This is a genomic window from Lacticaseibacillus camelliae DSM 22697 = JCM 13995, from assembly GCF_001311195.1.
GTDB classification, from domain to species: domain Bacteria; phylum Bacillota; class Bacilli; order Lactobacillales; family Lactobacillaceae; genus Lacticaseibacillus; species Lacticaseibacillus camelliae.
The window spans coordinates 24,312-49,988 of sequence record NZ_BBAJ01000006.1 but is presented as its reverse complement, the minus strand read 5'-3'; the positions used below and the strand labels follow the sequence as shown (position 1 = coordinate 49,988).

Sequence of the window (25,677 nt, the reverse complement as noted above, 5' to 3'; positions counted from 1 at the left end):
AGGTCATCCCAATGCCGTACAGCGGATAAATCTGCTGATAGCGTAAAAGCCAGTATCGCCGACCATGTTTTGAAATGGCACGCGGTAAACCGCGCTGAGGATCTTGGCAATCAGCCCGCCAAGACTGAGGATCCAAGCCCCACGCATCACCTTGGACATGCGTTTACTTGCCATCGGCCACCTCCTGTTGCTGCTTGGCCAGTGCCTGGACAAAGGCAGTCAGCTCGGTGAGCCAGTCGGCGGTCGCCATCCCCTTGGGCAGCAGTAAGGTCACAATCAGCGGCCCGTCTGCAGTCACGCGGGCTTTGAGCTTGGTCTTGGCCAGCGCGGCAAATAGCTTCTCGCCTTGGACCGCACTGGCGGCCTTGGCACTGAGTTGCACCATGATTTGCCGCTCGTCGCGGGTGATTTTTTCGACCTGAGCGGCATCCGCAAACCGCTTCAAATGCGCCACTGCCAGCAAGTTGGCGACCGGCTCGGGGTAATCGCCAAACCGGTCGATCAAATCGGCTTGCAGTTCCTGTTCCTGCGCGGCGCTTTCAGATTCGCGCACGCGCTTGTACAGTTCGATCTTCTGGGCGGGATCGGCAACGTAACTGTCTGGCAGGTAAGCCTCAATGTCCAAACTGACCTCCGCGTCAAGTTTGACCTGGTGCTGCTTGCCTTGCTTGACGGCGACGGCGTCTTGAAGCATCTGCGTGTACAGATCGTAGCCGACTGCATCGATGAAGCCGTGCTGCTGGCTGCCCAGCAAGTTGCCCGCCCCGCGGATTGACAAGTCGCGCATGGCGATCTTAAACCCAGAGCCCAGCGCGGTGAAGTCCTTAATGGCGCTCAGCCGCTTTTCGGCCTCCTCGGATAACACCCGATTCTGCCGGTACATGAAGTACGCGTACGCCACGCGGCTGGAGCGGCCGATCCGGCCGCGCAGCTGGTAAAGCTGCGCCAGGCCGTAATGGTCGGCATCCTCAATGATCAGCGTGTTGACATTCGGCATGTCCACCCCAGTTTCAATGATGGTGGTCGTGACGAGTACGTCATAATCCCCGTGGACAAAATCGTAAATCACATTTTCCAGTTGGGTCTCGGTCATCTGGCCATGCGCATAGGTCACGGTCGCGTCAGGGACCAGCGCCTCGACCTCAGCCACCGTGCGTTCAATGTCTGCCACCTTGTTGTGCAGGTAAAAGACTTGGCCCCCGCGCTCCAGCTCGCGCTCGATCGCCGACTTGATAACGCCCCCGTTTTGCTCCATCACAAACGTCTGGATCGGGTAACGGTTGGTCGGCGGCGTTTCGATCACCGACAGATCACGCACCCCCAGCATCGACATGTTCAGTGTCCGCGGGATCGGCGTGGCCGTCAGGGTCAGCACGTCCACATTGGCCTTCATCGCTTGAGCTTTTCCTTGTGCTTCACACCGAAGCGCTGCTCCTCATCGATAATCAGCAGCCCCAAGTCGTGGTAGTGCACATCCTTGGACAGCAGCCGGTGAGTCCCGACCACAATATCCAGTTTCCCGGACGCCAAATCGGCCAGTGTCTGTTTGGCCTGCGCTGGCGTGCGAAAGCGTGAGAGCATCCCCACCTCGACCGGAAAATCAGCGAAGCGGTCGATCATCGTGTCGTAGTGCTGCTGAGCCAATATGGTCGTGGGCACCAAAAAGGCGACCTGCTTGCCGGCCTCAACCGCTTTAAACGCCGCCCGCAGCGCCACTTCAGTCTTGCCAAAACCAACATCACCGACCAACAGCCGATCCATCGGCCGTGACTTCTCCATGTCCTGCTTAATTTCCTTGGCCGATCTCAGCTGATCGTCAGTCTCGGGATACGGGAACTCAGCCTCAAATTCGCGCTGCAGATCGTCATCAGGTGGAAAGGCATACCCTGGCTCGGCTTCGCGCGCGGCGTAGAGTTTGATCAGGTCGTCGGCAATGTCCTCGATCTTAGCCGCGACTTTTCGCTTCGTCTTCTGCCACTCGCTGCCGCCAAGTTTGTTGATGCGGGGCCGCTTGCCATCCGCCGCCACATACTTTTGCACCAAGTGCAGCTGGCTGACCGGAATGAACAGCTTGTCCCCTTTTTGGTACAGGATGGTGATGTAGTCCTGATGGACCCCGTCCACTTCGAGCGTTTGCATGCCCACGTACTCACCGATCCCGTGGTTCACATGGACCACGTAATCGCCGGGGTGCAGATCCGTGTATGACCGCAGCCGTTCCGCATTCGCCAAGGTTTGATGCCGAGCACGCCGCTTGACTTTGGCGTTAAACAGCTCGTGTTCGGTGACTACCACCAAGTGCGCAGTCGGCAGTTCGAACCCATTGGCCAGCTCCCCGCGACCACCTGCTGCACCCCTGGCAGCAGCGCGCTGGGTTCGGAAATCACCGCGTCGATGTCAAAATCACGCAGCGTTTCGCTCAGCTTATCCCGCCGGGCCTTCTCGCCCACTAAGTACACCACGGTTTGCTTTTGTTTCCGCCAGCGGTCCGCCTCAGTTTTCAGCAGCGGCATCTGCGAGAAAAACTGCTGGACGTTGCGCGTCGCGATGTTGGTCAACGACTTGAGCCGAATATTACCCATGCCTTTTTGAAACAGGCTCAGGTAAAGGTGCGGCCGCCGCTCGGTGCGGTCCAGTTCCTGCAAGGTGAGGCTCGGTTGTGCTTCCGCCAGCTTACCGCCTTCCTGCAGGCTGGCGTACCAGTCAGTGGTTTCCTGCAGCAGCGAGACATCGGCGTCTGCCAGTTTTGTGTAATCGTCATACACGACCACCGCCTGTTTCGTCAGGTAACTGCTGATCTGGGCCGACTCAGGATATAGTGCCGGCATGTAAAGCGCCAGCGAATCAGGCCGCTCTCCGCGGCTCATCTGATCGGCCACGCTGAGCAGTTCATCCGTTAACGCCTGCTTCGCCTCTTTCGTCTTGGCCTTGGCCTTGGCTTTGGTGCCAGCGGCCGTGAGTCTGGCACCGGCAGCTTTCAACGTTTCGGTCGAGGCGACCAGATCCGTCGCCGGTGCGATCGTCACTGCCTCCAGGTTCTCAATGCTGCGCTGCGTGGCCATGTCAAAGCGCCGCAGGGAATCCACCGCGGTATCAAACAACTCGATCCGCACCGGGTCATCCTGATTCAACGGATAAATGTCGATGATCCCGCCACGGATGGCAAATTCACCAGGCGCTGCGACCAAGTCGTCGCGCCGATAACCCATCGCGACGAGTTGACCAGCCAGTGTGCCCGGATCAATTTCAGAATCCATGCTGAGTGTCAGACTGGCCTGCTGCCAGGTCGTCTGGGGCACGAGCTGCCGCTTCAGGCCGGCCAGGCTGGTGACCACAATGCCAAGCTGGCCGGTCTGAAGCCAGTTCAGCGTATTGATCCGGTCGTTGACGGTGTCCTTCGAACTGACGGCAACTTCCGCCGCCAGCACGTCTTCCACCGGAAAAGGCCACACCAAATCAGCTCCCAGCAGCCCAGTCAGGTCTGCCGTGAGCTCATCTGCGTGGTACCGATCATTTTCGACCACCAGCAGCTGCCGCTGAGTTTTCTTTAGCGCAGCCGCCAGAAATAACGTCTTGGCTGATCCGTCCAGACCTGTGACCAGGTGTCTTCCGGCATCCAGGCCCGGCCACAGCGCGGCCAGCTCTGGTGTCTGCATCATCATCCCGATGAGATCCATGTTATCTCCTATCTAAAACACTTTGCTGTGAGTATCGCACGGCTCGGCGGCTAACCTGCGCTTGGTGCCCAGTTTAATGCTTAATTATATTTATTCATCAGCGCAGAAAACGCCAGCCCGTGGATCCAGTCATCGGCCGCGAGCTGAAGCTTGTCCAAACCGTTCAAGATTTCGACCTGGTCAGTCGGCGAAAATGGCGTCAGCACCCAGTCCACCACTTTTTGTTTTTGCGGGTGCTGAATGCCGATTTTCGCCCGGTAAAAGTCCTGCGTACCGAGCACGTTGATGATCGACTTAATGCCATTGTGCCCTCCGGCCGAGCCCTTCTGCCGCAGGCGCAGCCGGCCCATGGCCATGTCCATGTCATCCTGGATGATCAGAATCTCGTCTTGCTGGAACTGATAAAACGCCTTGAGCTGGCCGACCGCACGCCCGGAATCGTTCATGAAAGTCTGCGGTTTGACGAGCAACACCTTTTCCCCAGCGACCCAGGCCGTGCCTGTCAACGCGTTAAATTCCTGCTTAGCGATGGCGGCGTCATAGCGCTTGGCTAACGCGTCCACGGCCATAAACCCGATGTTATGCTTGGTTTTTGCATACTGACTGCCTGGATTACCCAGGCCCACGATCATTTTCAAAAAAAATTGCCTCCTCAGCCCAGCTGTGATACGCAAAAAAAAGCGGGAGCTCCGCTTGCCAGGCCCGCTGTCTGTACTCATTATACCAGAGCCGGCAAGTCGGCTCCGGTGCACCAGGCTAGAGATGAAAGTCCGGTTCGTGATGAAAACGCTTCATTTCAAATCCCGAATTTTCTGCATTCCCGGCTAAAAGCCCAACCTGCCGCCTGGTGAATTGTTTCACGAGAACGCGGTATACAGCCATTATCCCAGTTTTTAAGCGTTCCATTAAGGGACGATTAATTTTCTGGAAATCCGTGCATCAATGAGCGAGTGTGGTATACTTCAAAGTGAATTGCACACTGCACACATGAAAGGATGATATCACCGTGGCAAACGCAAAAAAAGATCACCAAAAAGTAATTCTTGTTGGTGACGGTGCCGTTGGTTCTAGTTACGCCTATGCAATGGTATTGCAGGGCATTGCCCAAGAAATTGGGATCGTTGATGTTGTTAAGAACAAGACAAAGGGTGACGCGATCGACTTGAGCAACGCGCTGCCATACACTCAGCCGAAGAACATTTACTCTGCTGAGTACAGCGACGCAAAAGACGCTGACCTTGTTGTTATCACCGCCGGCGCACCACAAAAGCCAGGCGAAACTCGCCTTGACCTGGTTAACAAGAACCTGAAGATTTTGAAGTCCATCGTTGACCCAATCGTCGACAGTGGCTTCAACGGGATCTTCCTGGTTGCTGCTAACCCTGTTGACATCCTGACCTACGCGACCTGGAAGCTTTCCGGCTTCCCGAAGAACCGCGTTATCGGTTCAGGGACTTCCTTGGATACCGCACGCTTCCGTCAGTCCATCGCTGAGATGGTCGGCGTTGACGCCCGTTCGGTCCACGCTTACATCATGGGTGAACACGGTGACACCGAATTCCCTGTATGGAGCCACGCCAACATCGGTGGCATCAAGATTTCTGAATGGGTCAAGGCTCACCCTGAAATCGATGAGAGCAAACTGGTTGACATGTTCACCGATGTCCGCGACGCCGCTTACAAGATCATCGAGCTGAAAGGCGCGACCTTCTATGGTATCGCCACTGCCCTGGCCCGCATCTCTCAGGCCATCCTGGACGATGAAAACGCCGTTCTGCCACTGTCCGTTTACATGGACGGCCAGTACGGTCAGCACGACATCTTCATCGGTTCGCCTGCCGTGATCAACGCTAATGGGATCTCAAGCATTCTTGAAATTCCTTTGACCGACCACGAACAAGAATCCATGAACAAGAGTGCTGCCCAGCTGAAGAAGATCATCGACGACGCGTTCGCTAAGAACGACATCGAGACTCGTCAGTAATTCCGACCAGCATTCAAAGGAAAGCGCCGCCTGCGGGTGGCGCTTTTTTGCTGCCGTTTCAGCTGTATCTGGTCACCTGTGGTATGATAAAGCAATGAGAATGCGATCCAAAACGGGGAACTTGGAGGAATAAGTATGTTGATCAAGTCACTGGTTCAAAAAAAAGCGGATCTGACGACAGTTAAGGAAACAGATACTTTGGAAGAAGCCCTGGCCACGCTAGAGGACTCGGGTTTTCGCTGCGTCCCGATTCTCGATGAAAGCGGGCAGATTTTCCGCGGCAACATCTATAAAATGCACATCTACCGCCATAAGTCCCAAGGCGGTGACATGTCCCTGCCGGTGACCTACCTGCTGAAAAACGCGACCAAGACCATTCCCGTGGACGCGCCGTTCTTCAAGGTCTTCTTCAACATTAAGGACCTGCCTTACATCGCGGTGCTCGACGAAAACGCCAACTTTTACGGGATTCTCACCCACTCCCGCCTGCTGGCAATGCTGTCCGAATCCTGGAACATTGACGTTGGTTCTTACGTACTGACCGTGATGTCTTCTGGGCAGCGCGGCGACCTGGCGGCAATGAGCAAGATTCTTGCCAAGTATGTCTCAATTTCCGGTTGCCTGACGCTGGACGCCAAGCAGGAAGAAATCGTGCGCCGCACCCTGTTCACCCTGCCGCGGGCATTGATGAGGCCACGCTGAACACCTGCGTGGCCAAGCTCGAGCGCAAGGGCTTTCGGGTCGCGGAAATCGACGACCTGCAAAGCGGCCAACCCCTTCGTCGATGAGGAGCTATGATTTAAAAAGGACGCAAACACGCCGCCAATCTCAGTCATGCTGGGGTTGGCGGCGTGTCTTTTGGTTTTTGGATGATTGCGCTATTGAACGCGGTTGGAGAAGTGCACGGCCTTGTTGATCAGGTACATGACCGGCCACGAAATGACCATAATGACCAACTCGGATAACACCAGCTCGCTAGGGTCAGCATCGACGCGCCGCCGAACCAGGCCATGTGCCCGGTCCAGACAATTTCGATCCAGATCAGGAACATCGTCAGGCTCATTGAACAAACCGCTAGAAGCTGACGTTGCCAAACCTTGGGCAGCTTTTGGCCCAGCGTGGCGACCAGGCCCAATCCAATCAAGCTCTGGCCCCCACCAAACAGCACGTCCAGCCAGCCCATCGGCGAAAACAGTGCGTTGTAGATCACGACCCCAACGACGACGCCGAACAGATACTTGCGATTGAAGGCGACCAAGTGGTTCAACGCTTCCGAAATGCGGAACTGGATCGCCCCGCTGGCAAGGTTGAACACGCCAGGCACGACCGACAGCACGACGTAGAGTGCGGCCACCAACGCGTTGATGACCAGCGTCCGCGTCCCTGTATGATTTTGCATAAAATGAGACCTCCTAGTTTTTTTTACGTGGGATGGATTGCGAACCACGACTCCCCAGTTTCCCATGAATGCGGCGTGCTGTCCACCGAATTCACCTTTTTTTTCTGAAAAGTGATTGGTCATTAACCATATTATGCCGTACACTGAAAGAGAGTGGTGGAAACCACCACAAACATCTCAAAGAAAGCAGGCATACGATGACAGAAGCAACAGCTTACCGGCTGAAACAAATCATGACTCAAGAACATCTGAGTCTGACCCAGGCGGCAAAGCAGATCGGGATCTCAGCTTCCAGCATGCGCAAAGTGCTGAAAGATACCCCGATGAGCCGGCCGATCACGTTTAAGATTAACCGCTTCATCGAAGAGCACCCGGTCCAACAAGCTAAGAACAGCTTCACCATCTTTGACTCTGCCGAGGAAGAAGCCAAATCAGCGGCCCCGAAGAAAACAGTTTCGGCAGCCAAGCAGGCACCTCAGACAGAGCAAAAAGCAGAAGCCAAACCGCAAAATCGAAACGAACCAAAGCAGAACCCGAACCAGGGCGCGAAACCAAAACAGGAACCAAAAGCCGAAACTCAGGCGTCTTCTCAGCCCCGGCGCCGCGGTCGCCGGCAGCAGGCGGAAAAAAGAACCAGTGCAAGCTGTTAAGGCGAACCAGCCTAAGCGCGGGCAAGAACAGCCAAAGGCCAAGGCTCAGCAGCATCAGGCTAAGCCCGCAGCGGGCAAGCAGGCGCAAAACAACGCCCAAAAGAATCAGCAGCCCGATGAAAAGAAGAACCGGCCTAGTCGCCGTTCTCGTAAAGCCGAGCAGGCCGAAGGTGAGGCGCACCGGACCAGTGCTCAAACCGCGCAAGGCCGGGCCACCCAACGCCAAAAAACACGGGTTGAACAGCCGCGCCAGCAGTCCACTGTCGCCGCGCAAAAGCAGGAAACGGCAGCTACCGCCTCGCATGTGGCGCCAACCACTGCACCAAGTACCAGCACTGCCAACAGCGCGCCGGCAACCAAGCCGACCACCGCGCCTACTAAATCAGCTGACACCCAGGCAACAGAGCACACTGACAATCGGCCTGCTCGCCAAGACAACACCATTTTGATTTACATAGATGAGTCCTTCGGCGGCGGTTCGGACTATCAGCGCAACATGTCGATTGGGGCCACCGTTGTGGATCCGGACGATGAGCAAGCCCTGCAGCCATTTATGCAGACCCTTTACCCGTTCGGCTGGCAGCCAGGCGATGAGGTCAAGGCCCGGGGCAAAGCCCGCGAGCAGCTGGAATCCATGCTGCGGCACGCCAACACCGACCGCGCCGCCACTTACGCGGTGTACTCACCGCTTTCTGACACAGGCAACTTCTCGCTCAGCTTTGGCATCCTGTACCCGTATGTCGCGGCCTTGATTCGCATTTTGGCCGCACTGCCGACCAAACCGACCAAGGTCCGCGTCGCCATGGATCAGCGCAGTGAGATCACTGATGACCAACTGGCCATGGCTGCCCGCATGCTTCACGCGTACGTTAAGGCCCAAACCGGCCGGGACGTGATCTTCATGTTCCGCACCACGGATTCGAAGCAAACCATCGGGGTTCAGTACTCAGACTTTGTGTCACACGCGGCCATGATTTTTGGCCCTGACCAAATCAAAAGCACCGGCATCCATAAGTTGCCAGCAATCGGTACCCAACTCGGCGACCAGCTGCAGCTCTTCGCCATGGTGGGCCTGCAAAAGTACCTGCTTGACGATGGCGCAACCCAGGACGAGGCGCCGCAACCGTTCAAGAATCCGCTGCTCAACGCCGCAGACCGCATGACGCATCTCGCGGAAAAGGCCGCAGACATTCCTGATGTGCCTGAGGACACGTTCGCGCAGGCCAAGCTAGTGGTCAACCAGCTGCTTCAGATCGCGCCTAGCTCAGTGGCAGGCGCCATCAACAAGATGCCGTTCCAGAACTGGTACGACATTCTTGCCCGCACCGCTGCCCTGTTGCACTACACAGACGAATCACTGCCGCCATTCCGCATTGATCCGGACGCCATGCAGATCGCCACGGATGCCCTCAATAACATCCAGGCGCTGCTCGCCGGCGCACGCTAACTGAAACGCAAACACGCCAGCCGCATTGTTCACATCAATGCGACTGGCGTGTTTTGTTGCCTAAAGCTTCAGGTTCCAGGCGGGCAGGACCGTGTCATGATTGACCTTCTTGATCAACTTGCCGATTTGCGGCTGCTGGTAGGCTTTGACCACCTTCTGGTAAGTCTTGTTGTGAATATCGCCTTTGCGGGCCGCCACCACGTTGATCCACGGCTTGCTGGCTTGGGTGATCTTTGCTCGATACAGCGCCTGGTCTGGATTAAGCCGTGCGTCAGCGGCGATTCCGGAGTTGATGATTGCAATGTCAACGTCCGGCAGCGACGTCGGGATCAGATTCGGATCCAGTTCCTTGATCTTCAGCCCAGCTTGTTGCTTTTAATGTCGTGAAGGGTCGGCAGCGCCTTATTGTCCAATGTGATCAGCTTGGCGTCCGCCAGCAGTTCCAAAGACCGGGTCTCGTCGGTCGAGTCGTTCGGGATCGCCACGCTGGCGCCTTTCTTCAGCTGCTTTAAACTGGTCAGCTTCTTTGAGTACACCGCCAGCGGCGCGATCACGGTGTCGCCGATCGGTGTCAGGGTACTCTTATGATCCTTATCCCAAGTGGCTAGAAACGACCGCTGTTGGGTGGCGTTCAGGTCCAAGTCACCATCGCGCAGCGCAATGTTGGGCTGATTATAATCGGAAAACTGGACAATTTTCAAGTCGATGCCCTGTTTTTTTGAGATTCCCGGCCACCGTCTTCCAGACCCCGCCTTTATCCGAGCCGACAATGCCCAGCTTGACCGTTGTTTCCTTTTGCGCACTGTTGCCGCAGGCCGAAAGCGTCAACACCGCCGCTGCCGCCAGGAATACCCCGAACCATTTACTGATTTTCATCCTTTTCCTCCTTGTGAAACGCAAAAAAAATCCGCCCTCTTCCTGTTAGAAGTGAGCGGACCCACGGTACCATTCTAATTCGATCGCATACACGATCCTCGCCAGTCAATCAACTGGAAGCACGAAAATGGGTGCCGACCAGCCGCCTTCGTGAACATCCAGCGGCCCAAAGCTCGTGCCATATTCTCGAAGTCGGCCTGCCCCGCTTCCATCACACCGGGTTTTCTGTTCAGGCCAAACGCCGTTACTCACACGATTGCGTTTCAACTATTAATTTATGTGTCTTAGAATAACACACCATTTTCTAATGTCAATCTCACTCATCCATCATTATTGAACGCAGGTTTTTACGCCTGGGCGGGAAAGGGCGCCACCGACACGCGCGGAAGCCGCTCGGTTAGGCCGCAGGCAATTTCGTAGTGAATCGTGTGCGCGTAATCCGCCACGTCCTGTAGCGTGATTTCTTGATCCCCGCTGCGCCCGATCAAGACGACCGGGGTGCCCGTCTTCACCTTGCCGGGCAACCGAATCATAAACTGGTCCATGCAGACGCGGCCCACGATCTCACATTCAGTCCCGTTCACCAGCACGTGGAAGCCCTGCAGGCGCCGCTGCCAGCCATCGGCGTAACCCAGCGGCACTGTGCCGATCCATTCCGGCTTGGCAGCGTGGTAAGTTGCGCCGTAAGACACCGCCTCGCCCGCTTCGATTTGCTTGACGAAACTCAGCGTCGAAGTCAAAGTCAGGGCCGGCTCCAGCGGATATGGGGTCGCGTCGATCGCGCGCCCCGAGGGGTTCAGCCCGTACATGGCCACGCCGAAGCGCACCAAATTTCCATCGCACGCCGCGTGCCACAGGCTGGTCGCCGAATTGGCCACGTGAACGTAGCGCGGCCGCTCAGGCAGGGCATCCAGAAATTCGTGGAAACGGGTCACCTGCATCTTGAAGTACGCAGGATCCGGATCATCCGCCGTTGAAAAATGAGTAAACAGTCCGGTGACTTTGACCTGCGCCGCGTGCGCCCGAATGACCGCTATCGCCTCATTCAGCGCCGTCACCTGGCGAAACCCGATGCGACCCATGCCGGTGTCCAGCGCGAGGTGAACATGCAGGGGCGGCAGCTCGCGGCCACTCGTCAAGCCTGGCAGCGCCTGGGTCAGCCACTCACTGCTGCCCACCGGCACGACGATGTGATTGGCCGCGGCGATTGGCGCGTACTCCGGCTCGATGATGCCGAGCACCAGGATCGGCAGCGTAAAGCCGGCACGGCGCAGCGCGAGGCTTCGTCGAGGATGGCAACGCAAAAGCCCGTCGCACCAGCCGCCTGCGCGATGCGAGCCACCCGCAGCAAGCCGTGCCCGTAAGCGTCGGCCTTGACCACCGCGAACAGTTCAGTGCCCTGTGGCAAGCCGGCAATGGCGTGTTGGACATTGTGGGCGATCGCCGTTTCATTGATCAGCACCTGGCTGGGGCGCAGTTTTGCCGTAACCATACTCATTGTGCGGCCTCCTCAAGAATTACTTCAGTCATCACTAAACTCGCGGTGTGGGAAATGGACACCAGCGCTCTTCCTGGATACGGGTGCTTCGTCAACACCGGCTTGCCGGCCGGATCATCCAGCGTTTCTACGGCGTGCAAGGCGACGGCTCCGATGCCAGTCCCGTATGCTTTGGCGTAAGCCTCCTTCACTGAAAAGCGCCCGGCCAAGTACTCGATTGCCCGCCGACCGCTGTACTGCTGGTATACCGCCAGCTCCGCATCGGTCAGCACCTTGTTGGCAAAGTCTGAATTACGCGCTTGAGCCTGCTTGATCCGTGCGAGCTCAGTCAGATCGATGCCGATCCCATGTATCATTCCGCCACACCCTTTCTGGTTTGATTATAAGCTAGCAATCAGTGCTTGTCCCCCACCGCCGGCTGAAACTTGGTCACGTTGAGATGAAACTGCGCACGCAAAAAGCCCAGGCACTAGGCCCGGGCTCGTTGAAAAGACTTATTTACTGCGGAAGGTGCGCTTGGCGCCTTGACGCTCAGAACGCTTTTCGGCATAGCGGTGCGACTTATCAAAATCACGCTTGCCCCGCGAGCTGTTGCGCCCGCCGTTGTGGTTGTTGTTACCGCGGTAGCCGGAATGGCCACCCTTGCCCCGATAACCACCACTGTGGCTGGCATGCCCGTGATGTGGCAGCGGCCGTTCAGGGGTGATCTTGACCGGCACGGCACTGGCATCGTCAGGGCTGACGGCCTTGATGTATGCGGACACCAGGTCAAGCGGCGTGTACTCCTCGAGCAACCCTTCGGCCATCGGCTGGTACTTTTCCAGATCGTCGGTGTCGGCAAGCTGGGCCTTGATGGTTTCAAGCCCGGTCGACACTTGGCCGATGAAGGCTTCTTTTTCAGTCGGCGGCTTGAGCGGTGTCATCCGCTTCTTGGTCAGCGCTTCGATGGTGCGCAGGTATTCGACCTCGTTGGGGGTAACCAAGGTGACCGACACGCCTTTACGCCCGGCCCGCCCGGTCCGGCCGATGCGGTGCACGTATGAATCCGGATCCTGCGGAATATCGTAGTTGTAGACATGCGTGACGCCGGAAATGTCCAGGCCACGCGCCGCAACGTCGGTGGCGACCAGAAAGTCCAGCTCGCCGGCCTTAAACTGCCGAAGCACACTCATCCGCTTTTGCTGACTGAGGTCGCCGTGAATGCCTTCCGCCTTGTAGCCGCGAGCCTTGAGCCCGCGTGTCAGCTCGTCAACGCGGCGCTTCGTCCGGCCGAAGATCAACGTCATTTCAGGGGATTGAACATCGAACAGGCGCGTCATGACGTCAAACTTTTCAAAGTCCTTCGCGCGCACGTAGTACTGATCAACCGTGTCCGCAGTCAGTTCCTTGGACTTGATCTTGACGGTGATCGGGTCGTTCATGAACTTGCTGGTCAGGCGCATGATCTGCGCCGGCATCGTCGCGGAAAACAGCAACGTCTGCCGGCCGGCCGGTGCCTGCTCAACGATTTTTTCAATGTCGTCGATGAAGCCCATGTCCAGCATTTCGTCGGCTTCGTCAAGCACCAAATGCTTGAGGTTGGCCAACTTCAGCGTGTGGCGGTTGATGTGGTCCAGCAGGCGGCCGGGAGTCCCGACAACGACCTGCGGGTGATCCGCCAGGCCGCGGATCTGCCGGCGCATATCGGCCCCACCGTACACGGCCTGCACTTTGATGTGCTTGTCAGTGCCCAGCCGGTAAATTTCCTCTTGGGTCTGAACGGCCAGCTCACGCGTTGGGGAAATCACCAGCGTCTGCACAGAACGGTCATCCTTGTCGATCATTTGGATCAGTGGCAGGCCAAACGCGGCCGTTTTACCGGTCCCGGTTTGAGCCTGGCCAATCACGTCCTTGCCCTGCAGCACCAGCGGAATGGTCTGAGCCTGAATCGGCGTTGCCTCTTCAAACCCTGAGCGTTCGACGGCCTTGAGCATGTCGTGATCTAAACCTAATTCGTTAAATTTCAAGCAGTTCCTCCTTGAAGCGATTGCTTCGCTCGTTTACAAATCAGAGCGAAGTGTGAGGGCCCTGCATTTGTAAAATTCATTGTATTTGAAATGCCTTTTCAGAAAAGCATCTGGACTAGCTTACCACGAATCAGTGGCTGGCACAAGCGCAAGGGCGCCGCAGTCCGCCGGCACTGAGCACTCCGGCCACCGCTTACCCATGAAAATTCAGCCTCACCCATACCGGACTTGCAAAAAGCAGCAGTGAAACTTGCACAAAAATCGAAAAAGACGCCAGCGCACGCGCATGCGCCGACGTCCAGGTGAGTTCGCTTAATTAGCGAGTAGGTTCACCAAGGTGGCTTCCGATAGAAACGGCATGAACTTGCGGGCGCCTTTACCGTCACCTTGCCGGCTCAGCTGCTGAACATGCGCCGCCAGCACCCCCTCAGAAACAAACGGGGCCAGTGCAGTCAGGTCATCGGCGGCGAGGTCAGCCTGGGCGCGCGTCTTGAACAGGTCGTCTGTGGCCGCTTGGGACAAAAACGGTAACAGCTTTTTGACCCTGCTCAGCGAGCCGCGGGCTTTTAGCATCTGGCGCGCCAGCTGGTCATTGGCAGCCGCCTTGCGAAACGGGGCCAGCTTGACCAGCTCTTCCAGATGCTCATCGTCTTCAGGGACACCGGCAGCAATCACCGCGTCCAAGTCAGCCGCCGCCATGAACGGCGCGATGTCCACGAGCATTGCCGCAAATCCGGGCTGATTGAGCTGGTCCATGACCTTGTTCTTTAGCGTCGCGCTGCTTAAAAAAAAGGCGCGATTTCCTTCAGTGTGGTCAGGTTCGGCGACAGCCGCGCCGCCTCTTCTTCCACCTGCTGGGGCTTCATGACCGGTGCCGCCTCGGCCAGGGTGCGGGCATCCACGGTCGCCTCATCATCGCCAACAATGGTGACCGTGCGGGCCCCTTCCGCGCCAATCAGGTCATCCAGCTTCAAACCCAGCACCTCAGCCAGCTGCGCGTACTTATCGATATCCGGCAGCGACTGGCTACGCTCCCAGTTGGAAACGGCCTGATAGGACACGCCAAGCTGGTCAGCCAAAGCACTCTGAGTCATATTCTTCGCCTTACGGCCGGCAGCAATCTGCTGGCCAATGTGGTGCGCATCAAAAATTTGCATTGATTTTTCTCCTTGCGGTCATGCCGCGGTTTGCGTTGATTTAACGCTGCTTTTAGCCTAATCGCCAAGGCCCAGTTTGCCTATCAACCAGTGCTTGAGTGGCGGTTTGCGCGCCAGAAAACACAAAAAGCGGCTGGTGAGCCGCTTTTGTCAGCTTATTCGGCACCTTCGATCAGTGCCTGCAGGACCTTTTCCAGGTGCAAGCCGTGACTGGCCTTCAGCATCACCAAATCGTCATGAACGATGTGATCCTCCAGTGCGACAATCAGATGGCGCTGCTCCCCTTTGGGAAAATAGTGTAGATGCGTCGGGGCGTACTTTTTCGCCAGTTCGTCGCGCAACGCGACAATTTCATCGCCGTACAAGTAGACCTCCTGAATCTTCTGCGGGTCTAGCGCGGCAGCCACGCTGGCGTGTAAGGCGGCGGAGGCGTCCCCTAGTTCGAGCATGTCGCCAAGCACGGCGATGCGCCGGCCGCGGCACGGAAACTCGGCAAAATCATTCAGCACCGCCTTCATCGCGGTGGGATTGGCGTTATAAACATCCGACAAAATCGGCTCGCCCGCGTCCCCCGTCACCCACTGGGTCCGGTTTTTGGTCACCGGAAAATCCTTGAGAGCGGCTTGGATCGCCTCGGGCTTGATGTGAAAGCGCCGGCCGACCAGAATGGCCGCCAAGGCATTGGCAACGTTCCACTCCCCCATCATCGGGATCGAAAAGCGCAGGTCTGGCCACCGAGACAGGGAAAAATCAGTCTTCGTCTCGCCGGCGACAATGTCCCGGGCGTACAAAATGTTGTCGGGGTTCAGCCCAAACGTCTTCTGGTCCTGGTCGACCTGCTTCGCCCGCTCACGCAGCAGCGGCTCGTCGCCGTTGTAGATGAACAGCCCGTCTTCCTTCAGACCATGGGTGATCTCCATTTTGGCGTCGGCGATCTTATCACGCGTCTTGAAGAACTCAATATGCGCCTCACCGATCATCGTGATCACCGCCACGTCCGGTTCGACCAGCTTGGATAAGGCATCCAGCTGACCAGGCCGGTCCATGCCCATCTCAACGACCAAGACCTCGGTGTTCGTGTCCATTGAAAGGATCGTCATCGGCACGCCGATCTCATTGTTGTAATTGTCTTGGGTCTTGATCACGTGGTACTGAGTGGCCAAAATGGCCGCCGTCATGTCCTTGGTCGTGGTCTTGCCATTGCTGCCGGTGATGGCCACCACCTTGGGGTTCACCTTCATCAACAGGTAATAACGCGCCAAGTCGTTTAAAGCCTTCAACGGGTCAGGAACGACCAGCTGCGGCAACGCGGTGCTGACCGGCGCGTGACCGGCCTGCACGAATGTCGCCACCGCCCCGGCGCGCTCAGCGGCACCGATAAAGTCGTGGCCGTCGCGCTCGCCCGTGATGGGCACAAACAAATCGCCGGGATGCAGCTTGCGCGTATCAAACGCCACCCCGGTCACTGTGGGCGCAACCGGATCTGGCACCGCATAATGCGCACCGACGACCCGTGCAATCTCACTTAATTTCATTTTCATTGTAAAGTCCCCCACCTGTTTTTAAACACAGCGCTAACATTGTAGCGCAACGGCTAGTGATCCGCCACTGTTTTCAGGCGGAGGCGCCACTGGTTGCTGGCCCGGGTCAGGGAAACGGCCCCGATGTCTTCAAGGCCATCCTGATCCAGCGGCTGCTCCAATACAAAGCGCCGGCGCACGCGGTACAACGGCACCTTGACCTGCGTGCGGGAAAAAATGGTCCGCGAAAAGTCCATCAGCACCCCATCCTCAAACAGCGGGTACAAGTCTGCCAGCACGCTCGTGGGCACAGGCGGGAAGTGCTGCGCACGCAGCCGCAGCCAAAACGGCTGATCGTTGGCCGCCAGGCGGAGGTGCCGCACGATGCCGGCCGCGAGCGTCGCGCTGAACCGGTCAAGGGTCCGGAAGTACATGGTCACTTGACCATCTTGCAGCGGCAAGAACACCAGCTCATTTTGCAGCTTGTAGTAAAATGGCGGGGTGATATGCGTTTTCGCAAACCCCAAGTAAAGGAGCTCCGCGATTTCGGTTGGCAGGAGGTCCCGCAGGTAACTGGCGTGCTTGTAATCCAGCCAGCTGCGCGTCCGAGCGGCCTTGCTGCGCAGAAAATCGGTGACGGCCGCTTCACCGGACACCTCGTTCAACGGTGTGCGGGTCAATGAATTCATCTTCATCCACCGGCGGCAGCAGCAGCAGGTGCCGAAAAGGCGTCGGCGTGGCGTTGAGCACGTCGCTCGCTGACAGTCCCGCCGTTTTGAACATGTTCGCTAGCGGCTCGTAATGAACATAGACAATATTATTCCGCATCGTAGTCTCCACTCTCCTGCCCAATTATACAGCTTTATTGACTGACCCGCCCGGGCATCTGGACGCTTTGAAAGGTTGATTTTCATGATTTCATGGCCTGTTTCACTGAAACCGCTCTCGGCCTTGCCGACACTGCCGCACGATCCGCGAGTGCCTGAGGCTTACTTTGCCTTGCTGCAAACCGGGCAGTGGCCCACCCGCTTTTTCTGCCCGACTGAAGAGCCGACCAGCGAGGGCCTGACCGGCGCCTCCATTCACGCCTTCGCGACAGTCGGCCCGCGCCTGGCCACACCCCTGCCCGCACACCTACTGCCATTTGCGGCTGATGGCGTGCGCTACTGGTGCTTTGATTTGGCAACGCCAGGTCCGGCCATTCGCTACATTGACTGGGAGGTCGATCAGTGGCTGACAGTGGCAACCGACTTCGACCAATTTTTGGCCCGGCTGCAGAGGGTTTCTCCGAGGCTGTCACCCAAGCCGTCTGAACAGGAATTTGCGCACGCCGCGCTCATCGCTGATGAAGCCGCGCTGCCGCAGCTGGCAGAGTACGCCCGCAGCGAGCTTCCCAGTGAGCGCTACGGCGAGTGGCTGGCCTTCTGGCTGAAGCAACCGCTGCTGCGGCACGCCGCCGAAAGCGAGCTGGCCTTTGCGCACCAGTACCGCTGGCAGGCCTTTTCACCGGCACTGCAAAGCCGGCTTACCGCGGCGCTTTAATCCCGCTGGAACTGAAACGCCGCCAGCCACTTCACGTCCTTTTTAACCTGAAAATAGGCAAACACGGCCAGCGCCAGCGCGCCAAACACGTCGGCAAACAAGTCGCCCATCGTGTCCATCAGCGCCGCGCGTCCTGCCAGCAGCACGCCGTGGGCCATGTAGCGCTGCATGTTCAGCCCCAGCAAACCGTCAAAGGTGAACTCATAGAACTCCCAAAACACACCGATGGTCGCGCCAAACGTGAAGGCAAACAGCGCAATCAGCAGCGGTGAGGTCGCCGGCAGCCGGTCCTGCGGCGTCAGTGCGCAGAAAATCGCCATGCCCAGGCCCGCCAGCATCGCCGCCGAGAACAGATGCAGGAATTTATCCCAGTAGGGAATGTTGTAAAACTGCATGCCTGTGCCGAGCAGCACGGAACCCAGAATGAATAGTTCAAAAATCAGCTTCAAAATTGGCGGAAACCGGAAATGAAACACCCACTCGATGCCGGCGGGCAAAAGCGCCAGCACGATGCCAGCCGTCACCTGGGCCAGCAGTCCTGCCTGGCCCGGATAAATCGGCTGACCCATCAGCAATTTCGGCAAACACACCGCGATGTACAAAAGCGCACCGACCACGTTTACCGCGTACAACCACTTCACTATTTTTGTCATAAGCACTCCTTTGCCCCCAGTCTACTGAAGGCAGTCGCCGCTTGGCAAGGGGCGGCTGACTCATTGTCAGCTTCACGAACGACTTTGTTCACGCGGTGGCCCGCGGCGCACCGACTGCTAAGGCAGCCAGTGGGCAAAAAAAAACCACCATCGCTGGTGGAAAAGTTTGGGGGAACTTTTTTGGGAGTGTAAGTTAATGTGTAAGCTTAAGGCAAAATCACAACCGCCTTAATATGATTTCATTATATAACGTCAACTTAGGATATCTGTTCAACTTTCATAAATAAAATTTGTAATCCTGAACCAGACGGCCGAATGCCTTTAACAACACCATTATTCGCCAATCGCGCCCGGCAAAAATTTTGTGTTCATTGACCTTAACCGCACGTGCCACCTCGGCAACAAAAAAAGCTCATCCGCAGATAAGCTTTTGATTGATCAACGTTACTTTTCAGTTGTGAAACCGTACTTCTTGTTGAAGCGATCAACTCGGCCGTCAGCCTTGCTGAACTTCTGCTTGCCCGTGTAGAACGGGTGAGAATCAGAAGAAATTTCAACGCGAACCAGTGGGTACGTGTTGCCGTCTTCCCATTCGATGGTTTCTGAAGACTTCTTCGTTGAGCCGGACAGGAACTTGTAGCCGGTCGAGGAGTCCAGGAATACGACTGGATGATAATCTGGATGGATGCCTTGCTTCATAATATCTTCTCCTTTGCCCTAAGCCATTGCCTGACCTAGAGATTACTTGTGATACACAACTCTAGCATTTTATCATGCAGCGGGCAAACTTGCAATCAGTTTTCGGCCCGCAGCGGCTCCTCCTCAGGAGCGGCCGCGTCCACCAACTGCACGTCTGCGCCGAGCCCGCGCAGCTTCATGATGACCCGATCGTAGCCGCGCAGAATGTTTTCCGCCTTTGTGATCGTGGTTTCACCATCTGCCATGAGCCCGGCGATCATCAGACAGGCCCCGGCGCGAATTTCCTCGGCCGCCACTTCGCAGCCTCAAGGTGATCGGCGTGGTGCACGATGATCACATCATTTTCGATCGTGATGTCCGCGCCCATGCGCACGAGTTCCGGAATGTGCCGCACCCGCTTCGGATACAGCGTGTCGATGATGATGCCCTCACCGTGGGCCTTGAGCATCAGCGGCGTGATGGGCTGCTGCAGATCAGTCGCAAAGCCGGGGTAAGGCAGGGTCTTGACCTGCACCATTTTCAGATCGCCTGACGGGTAAACAAAAATGCTGTCCTCGCCGACGTCCATCACGACACCCATTTCCTCCAGCTTCGCCAGAAAAGCGTCCAAGTGTTCCGAAATGATGTTCTTCACGTTGACGCCGTCGCCGACCGCCGCGGCCATCGCGAGGTAAGTCCCCGCCTCGATGCGGTCAGGAATGATGGTGTGTGCATTATGCGCGGCCAGTTGATCGACGCCTTCGATTCGGATTGTGTCGGTCCCGGCACCACGGATCACCGCGCCCATGTTGTTGAGGTAAGTCGCCAGGTCAATGATCTCCGGCTCCTTGGCCGCATTTTCGATCACGGTGTGACCGTGGGCGGTCACCGCCGCCAAGATCACGTTAATGGTCGCACCAACGGATGAAATGTCGAAGAAAATCCGTGCGCCGTGCAGCCCTTCCTTGGGCGCGGTGATGGAAATGGCGCCGTGGTCGTTGGTCACCGTCGCCCCTAACGCCTCAAAGCCCTTGATGTGCTGATCGATGGGTCGCGGTCCAATGTCATCGCCGCCAGGCAGGCCGACAACGGCACGGCCGAAGCGGCCAAGCAGCGCACCCATAAAATAATACGACGCCCGCAGGCTTTTGATCTTACCGCTGGGCAGCGGCACGTTTTGAATGCGCGACGGGTCGATCCGCAGCACACAATCCTTGAAGGTGGACTTCACGTTCATTTCGTCGAGAATCGCCATTAAATTATAAACATCTTGGATCACCGGCACGGATTCCAAGGTGACCGGGGTGCGGGACAAGATCGCAGCGGGAATAAGCGCCACGGTACTATTCTTTGCCCCGCCGATCACAACGGTACCGGAGAGCTTCTTGCCTCCGTGGATCAGCATATTTTTCATTTAGATTTTTCCTCACTAATACGAGCACTGCGCCCTTAGGCGGTCAGGTAGGCTGAAGCTGGCCTCGAATAATTGCTTCAATACGTCACGAACTCTGGTAGGATGATGCGAAATAAGAATCGCATTCACCGTTATATTCTAATGAACTGACGCCTAAAACACAACCCGAAATCATTAGTCTGACGCGGCTTTCACGAAAATTAACCTGGCACTCAAAGCAAAAAAGTGCCAGCCCTGCTCAGGCTGGCACTTGCGGCTTGCGGCTTAGTAATTACCGGCAGCCTTGATGAACGCCTTGAACAGACCTTCCGGCTTGTTCGGACGGGATTGGAATTCCGGATGGTACTGCGGGGCCACGAAGAATTTGTTCTTCGGGTACTCGATGATCTCCATCAGGCGGTCGTCCGGGCTGGTTCCGGAGAACACCAGACCCTTGCTTCGAGCGCCGGGCGGTACTTGGTGTTGAACTCATAGCGGTGACGGTGCCGCTTCTGGATTTCCGGCACGTTGTCATAGGCCGCGGCCGCCACGGAACCCGGCTTCAGGACGCACGGGTACAGACCCAGCCGCAGGGTGCCGCCGAGGTTCTTGAGGTTCTTCTTGTCGGCCATGATGTCGATCACGGGATCCTTGACGTCCTTGTCGACCTCGGTCGTGAAGGCGTCCTTGATTCCCGCCATGTCACGGGCAAACTCGATCGACGCCATTTGCATACCCAGGCAGATGCCGAAGAACGGCACGTCGTTTTCACGGGCATACTTGATGCTGGTGATCATGCCTTCCAGCCCGCGGTCGCCGAAGCCGCCCGGGACCAGGATCCCGTCAAAGCCTTCCAGCTTCTCCTTGACGTTGTCCTCGGTGATGTCGTCGGCCTGGAACTTGACCAGATCGATCTTCGCGTTCCAGAAGTAGCCGGCCGATTTGAGGGCCTCGCTGACGGAAATGTAGCGTCCTTGAGCTCGACGTACTTGCCGACCAGCGCGATGCGCACCGTGTCCTGCAGGTTCTCGACGCGGTTGACCAGACCCTGCCATTCGGTCATATCGGCCTGCGGCGTGTCGAAGCCAAAGTGGTCCACGACACGCTGGTCCATGCCCTGGGCCTGCATCGCCAGCGGCACCTGATACAGGATCTTGGCGTCGCGTGATTCAATGATGGATTCAACCGGCACGTCGGTGAACAGCGCGATCTTCTTCTTCATCGAATCTGTGACCGGCTTTTCGGTGCGCAGGACCAGCATGTCGGGCTGAATGCCGACGTTGCGCAGTTCCCGCACACTGTGCTGGGTCGGCTTGGTCTTCATTTCACCGGCCGCGCGCAGGTACGGCACCAGGGTTGCGTGAATGTAGTAGACGTTCTCCGGGCCGACGTCCTTCTTCATCTGGCGAATGGCTTCCAGAAACGGCTGGGACTCGATGTCGCCGACCGTGCCGCCGATTTCCGTGATGATCACGTCGGAGTCGGTGTGGGTCGCCGCCCGCATGATCTTCTCCTTGATCATGTTGGTAATGTGCGGGATCACCTGCACCGTCGCCCCGAGGTACTCGCCGTGGCGCTCGCGGTTGAGCACTTCCGAGTAGATCTTGCCGGTGGTGACGTTGCTGTACTTGTTCAGGTTGATGTCGATGAAGCGTTCGTAGTGGCCAAGGTCAAGGTCGGTTTCCGTGCCGTCATCGGTGACGAACACTTCCCCGTGCTGGTATGGGTTCATGGTTCCCGGATCGACGTTGATGTACGGATCGAACTTCTGAATCGTCACCTTGAGGCCGCGATTCTTGAGCAGCCGGCCCAAACTGGCGGCCACGATCCCTTTACCCAGCGACGAAACGACCCCACCGGTAACAAAAATATACTTGGTCATGAGAAGACTCCTTTATGATTTTTTTGAGGCAGGCTGCACCGCGGCAGCCGAGTGCGACATCGGGAAATAACAAAAACAAGCTCCCTATTCAAGATGAACAGGGAGCTTGCAAGCGTCTGGCCCTGACATTTCTGCAGGCGCCCAAGCAATATAGTACCGGGAAGTGGGGTCCGTGTCAAGGACTTGCCAGAGACAAAAAAAACGCCGCTGCCGGCGTTAGTCACTTGCGTTAATTATCCTCGTCCGAATCGTCAGCATCCGCGTCGTCACCGGAAAAGTCTGGTGTGTCAGCGTCCTCTTCATCGTCCGTATCCGTGTCATCATCAGAGAATTCGGCCAGCTGGCCCTCGATCCCATCGGGCAAGGAATCGTCCTCGTCGTCGGTGTCATCAGCGTCAGTATCGTCGAAGTCGTCTGTGGTGTCTTCGGTCTCGTTGTCATCGGCATCAAAGTCATCGTCTTCGGGATCGTCATCGTTGTAGTCAATCACGTCGTCATCATCCCCGGCATCGGCGAGGAAGGCGTTGACCTTCTTACGCTTCTTGCGGCGTGGTGCGTCCTCTTCGTCTTCTGGATGGTTGACCTCTTCGTCAACAGATTCGTACGGATACCAAGCACGCAGGCCCCACACGTTGTCCCCAAGCGAGATGAAGCTGCCATCTTCGTTCAGATCCGTGTAGAACTGCGACAAGCGCCCGCGAATTTCAGAATCACTCTTGCCAAGATAGGTCTGAATCTCGTTGACAATGTCAGCAAAACCCATCGTGTCGCCTTTTTCTTCGAGAATGGCGCGCGCCACCTCGATCATGGACAATTCCGACTTGTTCGCATCGGCAAATACATCAAGTTTCAACCGGTACACGCCCTTTCTGGTTAATACAGTCTATTCTGAATCATACGCGCTCAAGCGCTAAAAAGCAATCGCAACCGGTAATTTCCCAGGTGCTGGCCGTTTGCGTTCAACTGGTATTCGATGTAGATTTCACCGGTCAACGGTTCAGTCGTCAGCCGCACGTCCAGCCGCGGTGTGATGGTCTCCACCGGAATGTCGCCATACGGGGTCCGATACCGGGTCAAGATGCGCCGGTTGTTGGCAAAATGCAGGCGCAGGTGGGTGTCATCATCGCTGGAACCGCGTGACAACTGCACCGAGCCATCACCGCGCAATTTCAGCGTGACCGGGTAATTGGTGTGTTCTTTTTCATTGATCTCGCGGTAACGCACATAAAGCGTATCCCCCATTTGCACGACCGTTCCTGGTTCGTCAAACACGTGACGCTCGGTTTCGCCTTCCTGGGTCACAAACGTCTCGAGATGCACTTTTACGTCAACGCCGTGTGCTAAATCCATGGGCATCCATCATCCTTTCTTGCCTATTATAACTTACAAGACCACTGGCGGGCACAATTGGGACTAAAGATGCAGCCGGCTTTCAACTTGCATATAATAGGAATTGAGCAAGATTAGGCTAACGTTAATCTTGGCCTTGCCACCATTCATGAAGGAGAAAACGATGAACATCAAACTGCTTCCCCGCGAAAAAGTCTTCCGCGATCCGGTTCACAATTACATCCACGTGCAGCACCAGGTCATTTTGGACCTGATCAACACACCGGAGTTCCAGCGCCTGCGCCGCATCAAGCAGCTGGGCGTGGCGGACTACGTGTTTCAAGGCGCCGAACACACCCGCTTCACCCACAGCCTGGGCGTGTACGAGATCACCCGGCAGATCTGCGACAACTTTGCCGTCAACTATCCAACTCAAACGCCAGGCGACGGCCTGTGGGATGACAACGAGCGGCTCGTTGCGCTGTGCGCGGCGCTGCTGCACGACATCGGCCACGGCCCGTACTCACACACGTTTGAGCACATTTTTGGCACCGATCACGAGGCCATCACGCGACGTATTCTCACGGACCCCAGCACCAAGGTCAACGCCGTGCTGCGGGGCGTCGCGCCTGATTTCCGGAAAAGTGGCCAGCGTCATCGCCCATACCTACCCCAACCCGCAGGTGGTGCAGATGATTTCCAGCCAGATCGACGCGGACCGCATGGATTACCTCCTGCGAGACGCCTACTTCACCGGCACCAAGTACGGTGAATTCGACCTGGCGCGCATCCTGCGGGTCATACGGCCGTACCGCGGCGGCATCGGCTTTGACGCCAACGGAATGCACGCCGTCGAGGACTACATTGTCGGCCGCTTCCAGATGTACCAGCAGGTCTACTTCCACCCAGTGTCGCGCAGCATGGAAATGATCCTGACGCACCTGCTTGAACGTGCCAAGACGCTGTACGAGGCCGGCAAGTTCGACACCCGGTTCAACCCCCGGCTGCTCATTCCCTTTTTTTGAGCACCAGTTCAACCTGCAGGACTACCTGCGACTGGACGATGGCGTCTTGAACACGTACTTCACCTACTGGCTCGACTACCCCGATCTGGTGCTGCAGGACCTCGCCAGCCGCTTTTTGAGCCGGCGCCCGCTGAAGTCCGTCGCGTTTACGAACCAAACGGCGCGCCTGCTGCCGAAGCTCAAAGCCCTCGTGGCCGAGGCTGGTTTTGATCCTGAGTACTACACCGCCGAAAACGACAGCTTCGACTTGCCGTACGATCAGTATGACCCTAGCGTTGCCGACCCGAAGACCCAGATCGAGATCATCCAGCGTGACGGGACTTTGGAGGAGCTGTCCACCCTATCGCCGCTGGTCGCCGCCATTTCCGGCAAGGCCATCGGTGACAAGCGCTTCTACTTTCCCAAAGTCATGCTGAGCAAAAATGCCGACGATTTGTTCGCCGGCACCTACACTAAATTTCAACAGTACATCCTCAACGATTCCCTGATTGAGCCGCGCTAACGCGTCCTGAGCCACTGTGCCACCCCGTAACGATGCGTGGGCCGCTTCAAAGAGGCGGCCGCCAGTGCAATCGGCATCAGCATAAGTGTGTTGAAATCCTCCAGCGGGCTTTGGACCTGCTCAATGTCCGTACAGGCGTAAAACGTCGCGGGGTGATAGTACGCGGTCTGGCGATGGTGGGAGTAAAAATACTCCGCAGCGGTCCCAAGCTTTTCGCCGATGGTGACCCTCACGCCAAACTCTTCCAGCAGTTCCCGATTCAGGGTCTCCTCATCGGTTTCACCGGGCTCCACCTCACCACCTGGCAAAAACAGCGCGTGGTTGGGGGCCTGCAGGATCAACAGGCGCTTCCCGTCCTTGTCGGGGATCACCCTGTACACCCCAACGCGCTTGTGATAATCCAGTTTAGGATCCTTCTGGCCAAATACTGGCTCTGACATAATCGCTGCCGTCCTCTTT

19 protein-coding genes, 8 pseudogenes and 1 riboswitch are annotated in these 25,677 nt (G+C 57.0%); of the genes and pseudogenes, 6 read left to right on the top strand and 21 right to left on the bottom strand.

Translation table 11 applies throughout. The annotated features are described in order from the left end of the window. Positions 1-3: 3 nt before the first annotated feature. The 3 genes and pseudogenes from JCM13995_RS17440 to pth form a co-directional block, all read right to left on the bottom strand. Positions 4-174: a hypothetical protein gene (locus tag JCM13995_RS17440; RefSeq protein ID WP_369385579.1), complete on the bottom strand. Its 171-nt coding sequence runs from the start codon at positions 172-174 to the stop codon at positions 4-6. After that, positions 164-3,677 (bottom strand): annotated as a pseudogene (gene mfd / locus JCM13995_RS02090) (transcription-repair coupling factor). Before mfd ends, JCM13995_RS17440 begins: the two are co-directional and overlap by 11 nt. An 80-nt stretch (positions 3,678-3,757) precedes the next feature. Continuing rightward, positions 3,758-4,315: an aminoacyl-tRNA hydrolase gene (pth, locus tag JCM13995_RS02085; RefSeq protein ID WP_054661980.1), complete on the bottom strand. Its 558-nt coding sequence runs from the start codon at positions 4,313-4,315 to the stop codon at positions 3,758-3,760. Between the two features lie 362 nt (positions 4,316-4,677). Between pth and JCM13995_RS02080 the strand changes: the two genes are divergently transcribed. Together JCM13995_RS02080 and cbpA are read left to right on the top strand one after the other, a co-directional pair. Next, the gene (locus tag JCM13995_RS02080) at positions 4,678-5,661 is read left to right on the top strand and encodes an L-lactate dehydrogenase (RefSeq protein ID WP_054661977.1); all 984 of its coding nucleotides are present in this window, start codon (positions 4,678-4,680) and stop codon (positions 5,659-5,661) included. A gap of 135 nt (positions 5,662-5,796) precedes the next feature. Further along, positions 5,797-6,449 (top strand): annotated as a pseudogene (cbpA, locus tag JCM13995_RS02075) (cyclic di-AMP binding protein CbpA). 90 nt (positions 6,450-6,539) lie between these two features. Here the strand turns inward: cbpA and JCM13995_RS02070 are convergent. Continuing rightward, a pseudogene (locus tag JCM13995_RS02070) lies at positions 6,540-7,060 on the bottom strand (QueT transporter family protein). 7 nt (positions 7,061-7,067) lie between these two features. Then, a riboswitch (PreQ1 riboswitch) is annotated at positions 7,068-7,114 on the bottom strand. A gap of 143 nt (positions 7,115-7,257) precedes the next feature. Here JCM13995_RS02070 and JCM13995_RS14830 point away from each other — a divergent pair. Together JCM13995_RS14830 and JCM13995_RS02060 are read left to right on the top strand one after the other, a co-directional pair. Beyond that, positions 7,258-7,710: a helix-turn-helix domain-containing protein gene (locus JCM13995_RS14830; RefSeq protein ID WP_054661971.1), complete on the top strand. Its 453-nt coding sequence runs from the start codon at positions 7,258-7,260 to the stop codon at positions 7,708-7,710. Further along, positions 7,697-9,157 carry a DUF3800 domain-containing protein gene (locus JCM13995_RS02060; RefSeq protein WP_054661968.1) on the top strand — a complete coding sequence of 487 codons (1,461 nt, stop codon included), beginning with the start codon at positions 7,697-7,699 and terminating at the stop codon, positions 9,155-9,157. The genes JCM13995_RS14830 and JCM13995_RS02060 overlap by 14 nt, the downstream gene beginning before the upstream one ends. Before the next feature lie 60 nt (positions 9,158-9,217). Here JCM13995_RS02060 and JCM13995_RS16625 read toward each other — a convergent pair whose 3' ends face one another. The 10 genes and pseudogenes from JCM13995_RS16625 to JCM13995_RS02020 all read right to left on the bottom strand — a co-directional run bounded on the left by JCM13995_RS16625 (position 9,218) and on the right by JCM13995_RS02020 (position 17,042). After that, on the bottom strand, positions 9,218-9,460 hold the full coding sequence (locus tag JCM13995_RS16625; protein WP_263849538.1) for a MetQ/NlpA family ABC transporter substrate-binding protein: 243 nt from the start codon (positions 9,458-9,460) through the stop codon (positions 9,218-9,220). A gap of 53 nt (positions 9,461-9,513) precedes the next feature. Further along, complete coding sequence (locus tag JCM13995_RS16620) at positions 9,514-9,858, bottom strand: MetQ/NlpA family ABC transporter substrate-binding protein (protein WP_263849536.1); 345 nt, start codon at positions 9,856-9,858, stop codon at positions 9,514-9,516. After that, on the bottom strand, positions 9,830-10,033 hold the full coding sequence (locus JCM13995_RS15455) for a hypothetical protein (protein ID WP_225350651.1): 204 nt from the start codon (positions 10,031-10,033) through the stop codon (positions 9,830-9,832). Before JCM13995_RS15455 ends, JCM13995_RS16620 begins: the two co-directional genes overlap by 29 nt. Before the next feature lie 347 nt (positions 10,034-10,380). Next, positions 10,381-11,525 (bottom strand): annotated as a pseudogene (gene alr / locus JCM13995_RS02050) (alanine racemase). Positions 11,526-11,527: 2 nt separating this feature from the next. Continuing rightward, positions 11,528-11,887: a holo-ACP synthase gene (acpS, locus tag JCM13995_RS02045; protein ID WP_054661965.1), complete on the bottom strand. Its 360-nt coding sequence runs from the start codon at positions 11,885-11,887 to the stop codon at positions 11,528-11,530. Positions 11,888-12,025: 138 nt separating this feature from the next. After that, entirely contained in the window at positions 12,026-13,537 is a 1,512-nt protein-coding gene (gene cshA, locus JCM13995_RS02040; RefSeq protein WP_054661963.1) for a degradosome RNA helicase CshA, read from the bottom strand. A gap of 312 nt (positions 13,538-13,849) precedes the next feature. Next, a complete protein-coding gene (locus JCM13995_RS02035; protein WP_054661960.1) occupies positions 13,850-14,293 on the bottom strand; it encodes a hypothetical protein in 444 nt (147 codons plus the stop codon). Positions 14,294-14,319: 26 nt separating this feature from the next. Beyond that, entirely contained in the window at positions 14,320-14,694 is a 375-nt protein-coding gene (locus tag JCM13995_RS02030; RefSeq protein ID WP_054661957.1) for a helix-turn-helix domain-containing protein, read from the bottom strand. Between the two features lie 155 nt (positions 14,695-14,849). After that, a complete protein-coding gene (locus JCM13995_RS02025; RefSeq protein WP_054661954.1) occupies positions 14,850-16,235 on the bottom strand; it encodes a UDP-N-acetylmuramoyl-tripeptide--D-alanyl-D-alanine ligase in 1,386 nt (461 codons plus the stop codon). 53 nt (positions 16,236-16,288) lie between these two features. Further along, a pseudogene (locus tag JCM13995_RS02020) lies at positions 16,289-17,042 on the bottom strand (hypothetical protein). Between the two features lie 84 nt (positions 17,043-17,126). Here JCM13995_RS02020 and JCM13995_RS02015 point away from each other — a divergent pair. Then, entirely contained in the window at positions 17,127-17,756 is a 630-nt protein-coding gene (locus JCM13995_RS02015) for an SMI1/KNR4 family protein (RefSeq protein ID WP_156314283.1), read from the top strand. Here JCM13995_RS02015 and JCM13995_RS02010 read toward each other — a convergent pair. From JCM13995_RS02010 to JCM13995_RS01980, 6 genes and pseudogenes are all read right to left on the bottom strand, one after another. Then, positions 17,753-18,409 carry a DUF2238 domain-containing protein gene (locus JCM13995_RS02010; RefSeq protein WP_054661948.1) on the bottom strand — a complete coding sequence of 219 codons (657 nt, stop codon included), beginning with the start codon at positions 18,407-18,409 and terminating at the stop codon, positions 17,753-17,755. The two genes, JCM13995_RS02015 and JCM13995_RS02010, sit on opposite strands and share 4 nt — an antisense overlap. 444 nt (positions 18,410-18,853) lie before the next feature. Beyond that, positions 18,854-19,108 (bottom strand): type B 50S ribosomal protein L31, encoded by a 255-nt coding sequence (locus JCM13995_RS02005; RefSeq protein WP_054661945.1) that lies wholly within the window; start codon positions 19,106-19,108, stop codon positions 18,854-18,856. Positions 19,109-19,203: 95 nt separating this feature from the next. Then, positions 19,204-20,501 (bottom strand): annotated as a pseudogene (gene murA / locus JCM13995_RS02000) (UDP-N-acetylglucosamine 1-carboxyvinyltransferase). Positions 20,502-20,765: 264 nt separating this feature from the next. Then, positions 20,766-22,362, bottom strand: a pseudogene (pyrG, locus tag JCM13995_RS01995) (CTP synthase). 229 nt (positions 22,363-22,591) lie between these two features. Further along, on the bottom strand, positions 22,592-23,215 hold the full coding sequence (rpoE, locus tag JCM13995_RS01985; RefSeq protein ID WP_305068811.1) for a DNA-directed RNA polymerase subunit delta: 624 nt from the start codon (positions 23,213-23,215) through the stop codon (positions 22,592-22,594). Between the two features lie 50 nt (positions 23,216-23,265). Then, positions 23,266-23,712: a YwiB family protein gene (locus JCM13995_RS01980; protein ID WP_054661937.1), complete on the bottom strand. Its 447-nt coding sequence runs from the start codon at positions 23,710-23,712 to the stop codon at positions 23,266-23,268. A gap of 163 nt (positions 23,713-23,875) precedes the next feature. On the opposite strand from JCM13995_RS01980, the pseudogene JCM13995_RS01975 reads away from it, so the two are divergent. After that, positions 23,876-25,218 (top strand): annotated as a pseudogene (locus JCM13995_RS01975) (HD domain-containing protein). On the opposite strand, the gene JCM13995_RS01970 reads toward JCM13995_RS01975, so the two are convergent. Further along, entirely contained in the window at positions 25,215-25,658 is a 444-nt protein-coding gene (locus JCM13995_RS01970) for an NUDIX hydrolase (protein WP_054661934.1), read from the bottom strand. The pseudogene JCM13995_RS01975 and the gene JCM13995_RS01970 sit on opposite strands and share 4 nt — an antisense overlap. Positions 25,659-25,677 lie beyond the last annotated feature (19 nt).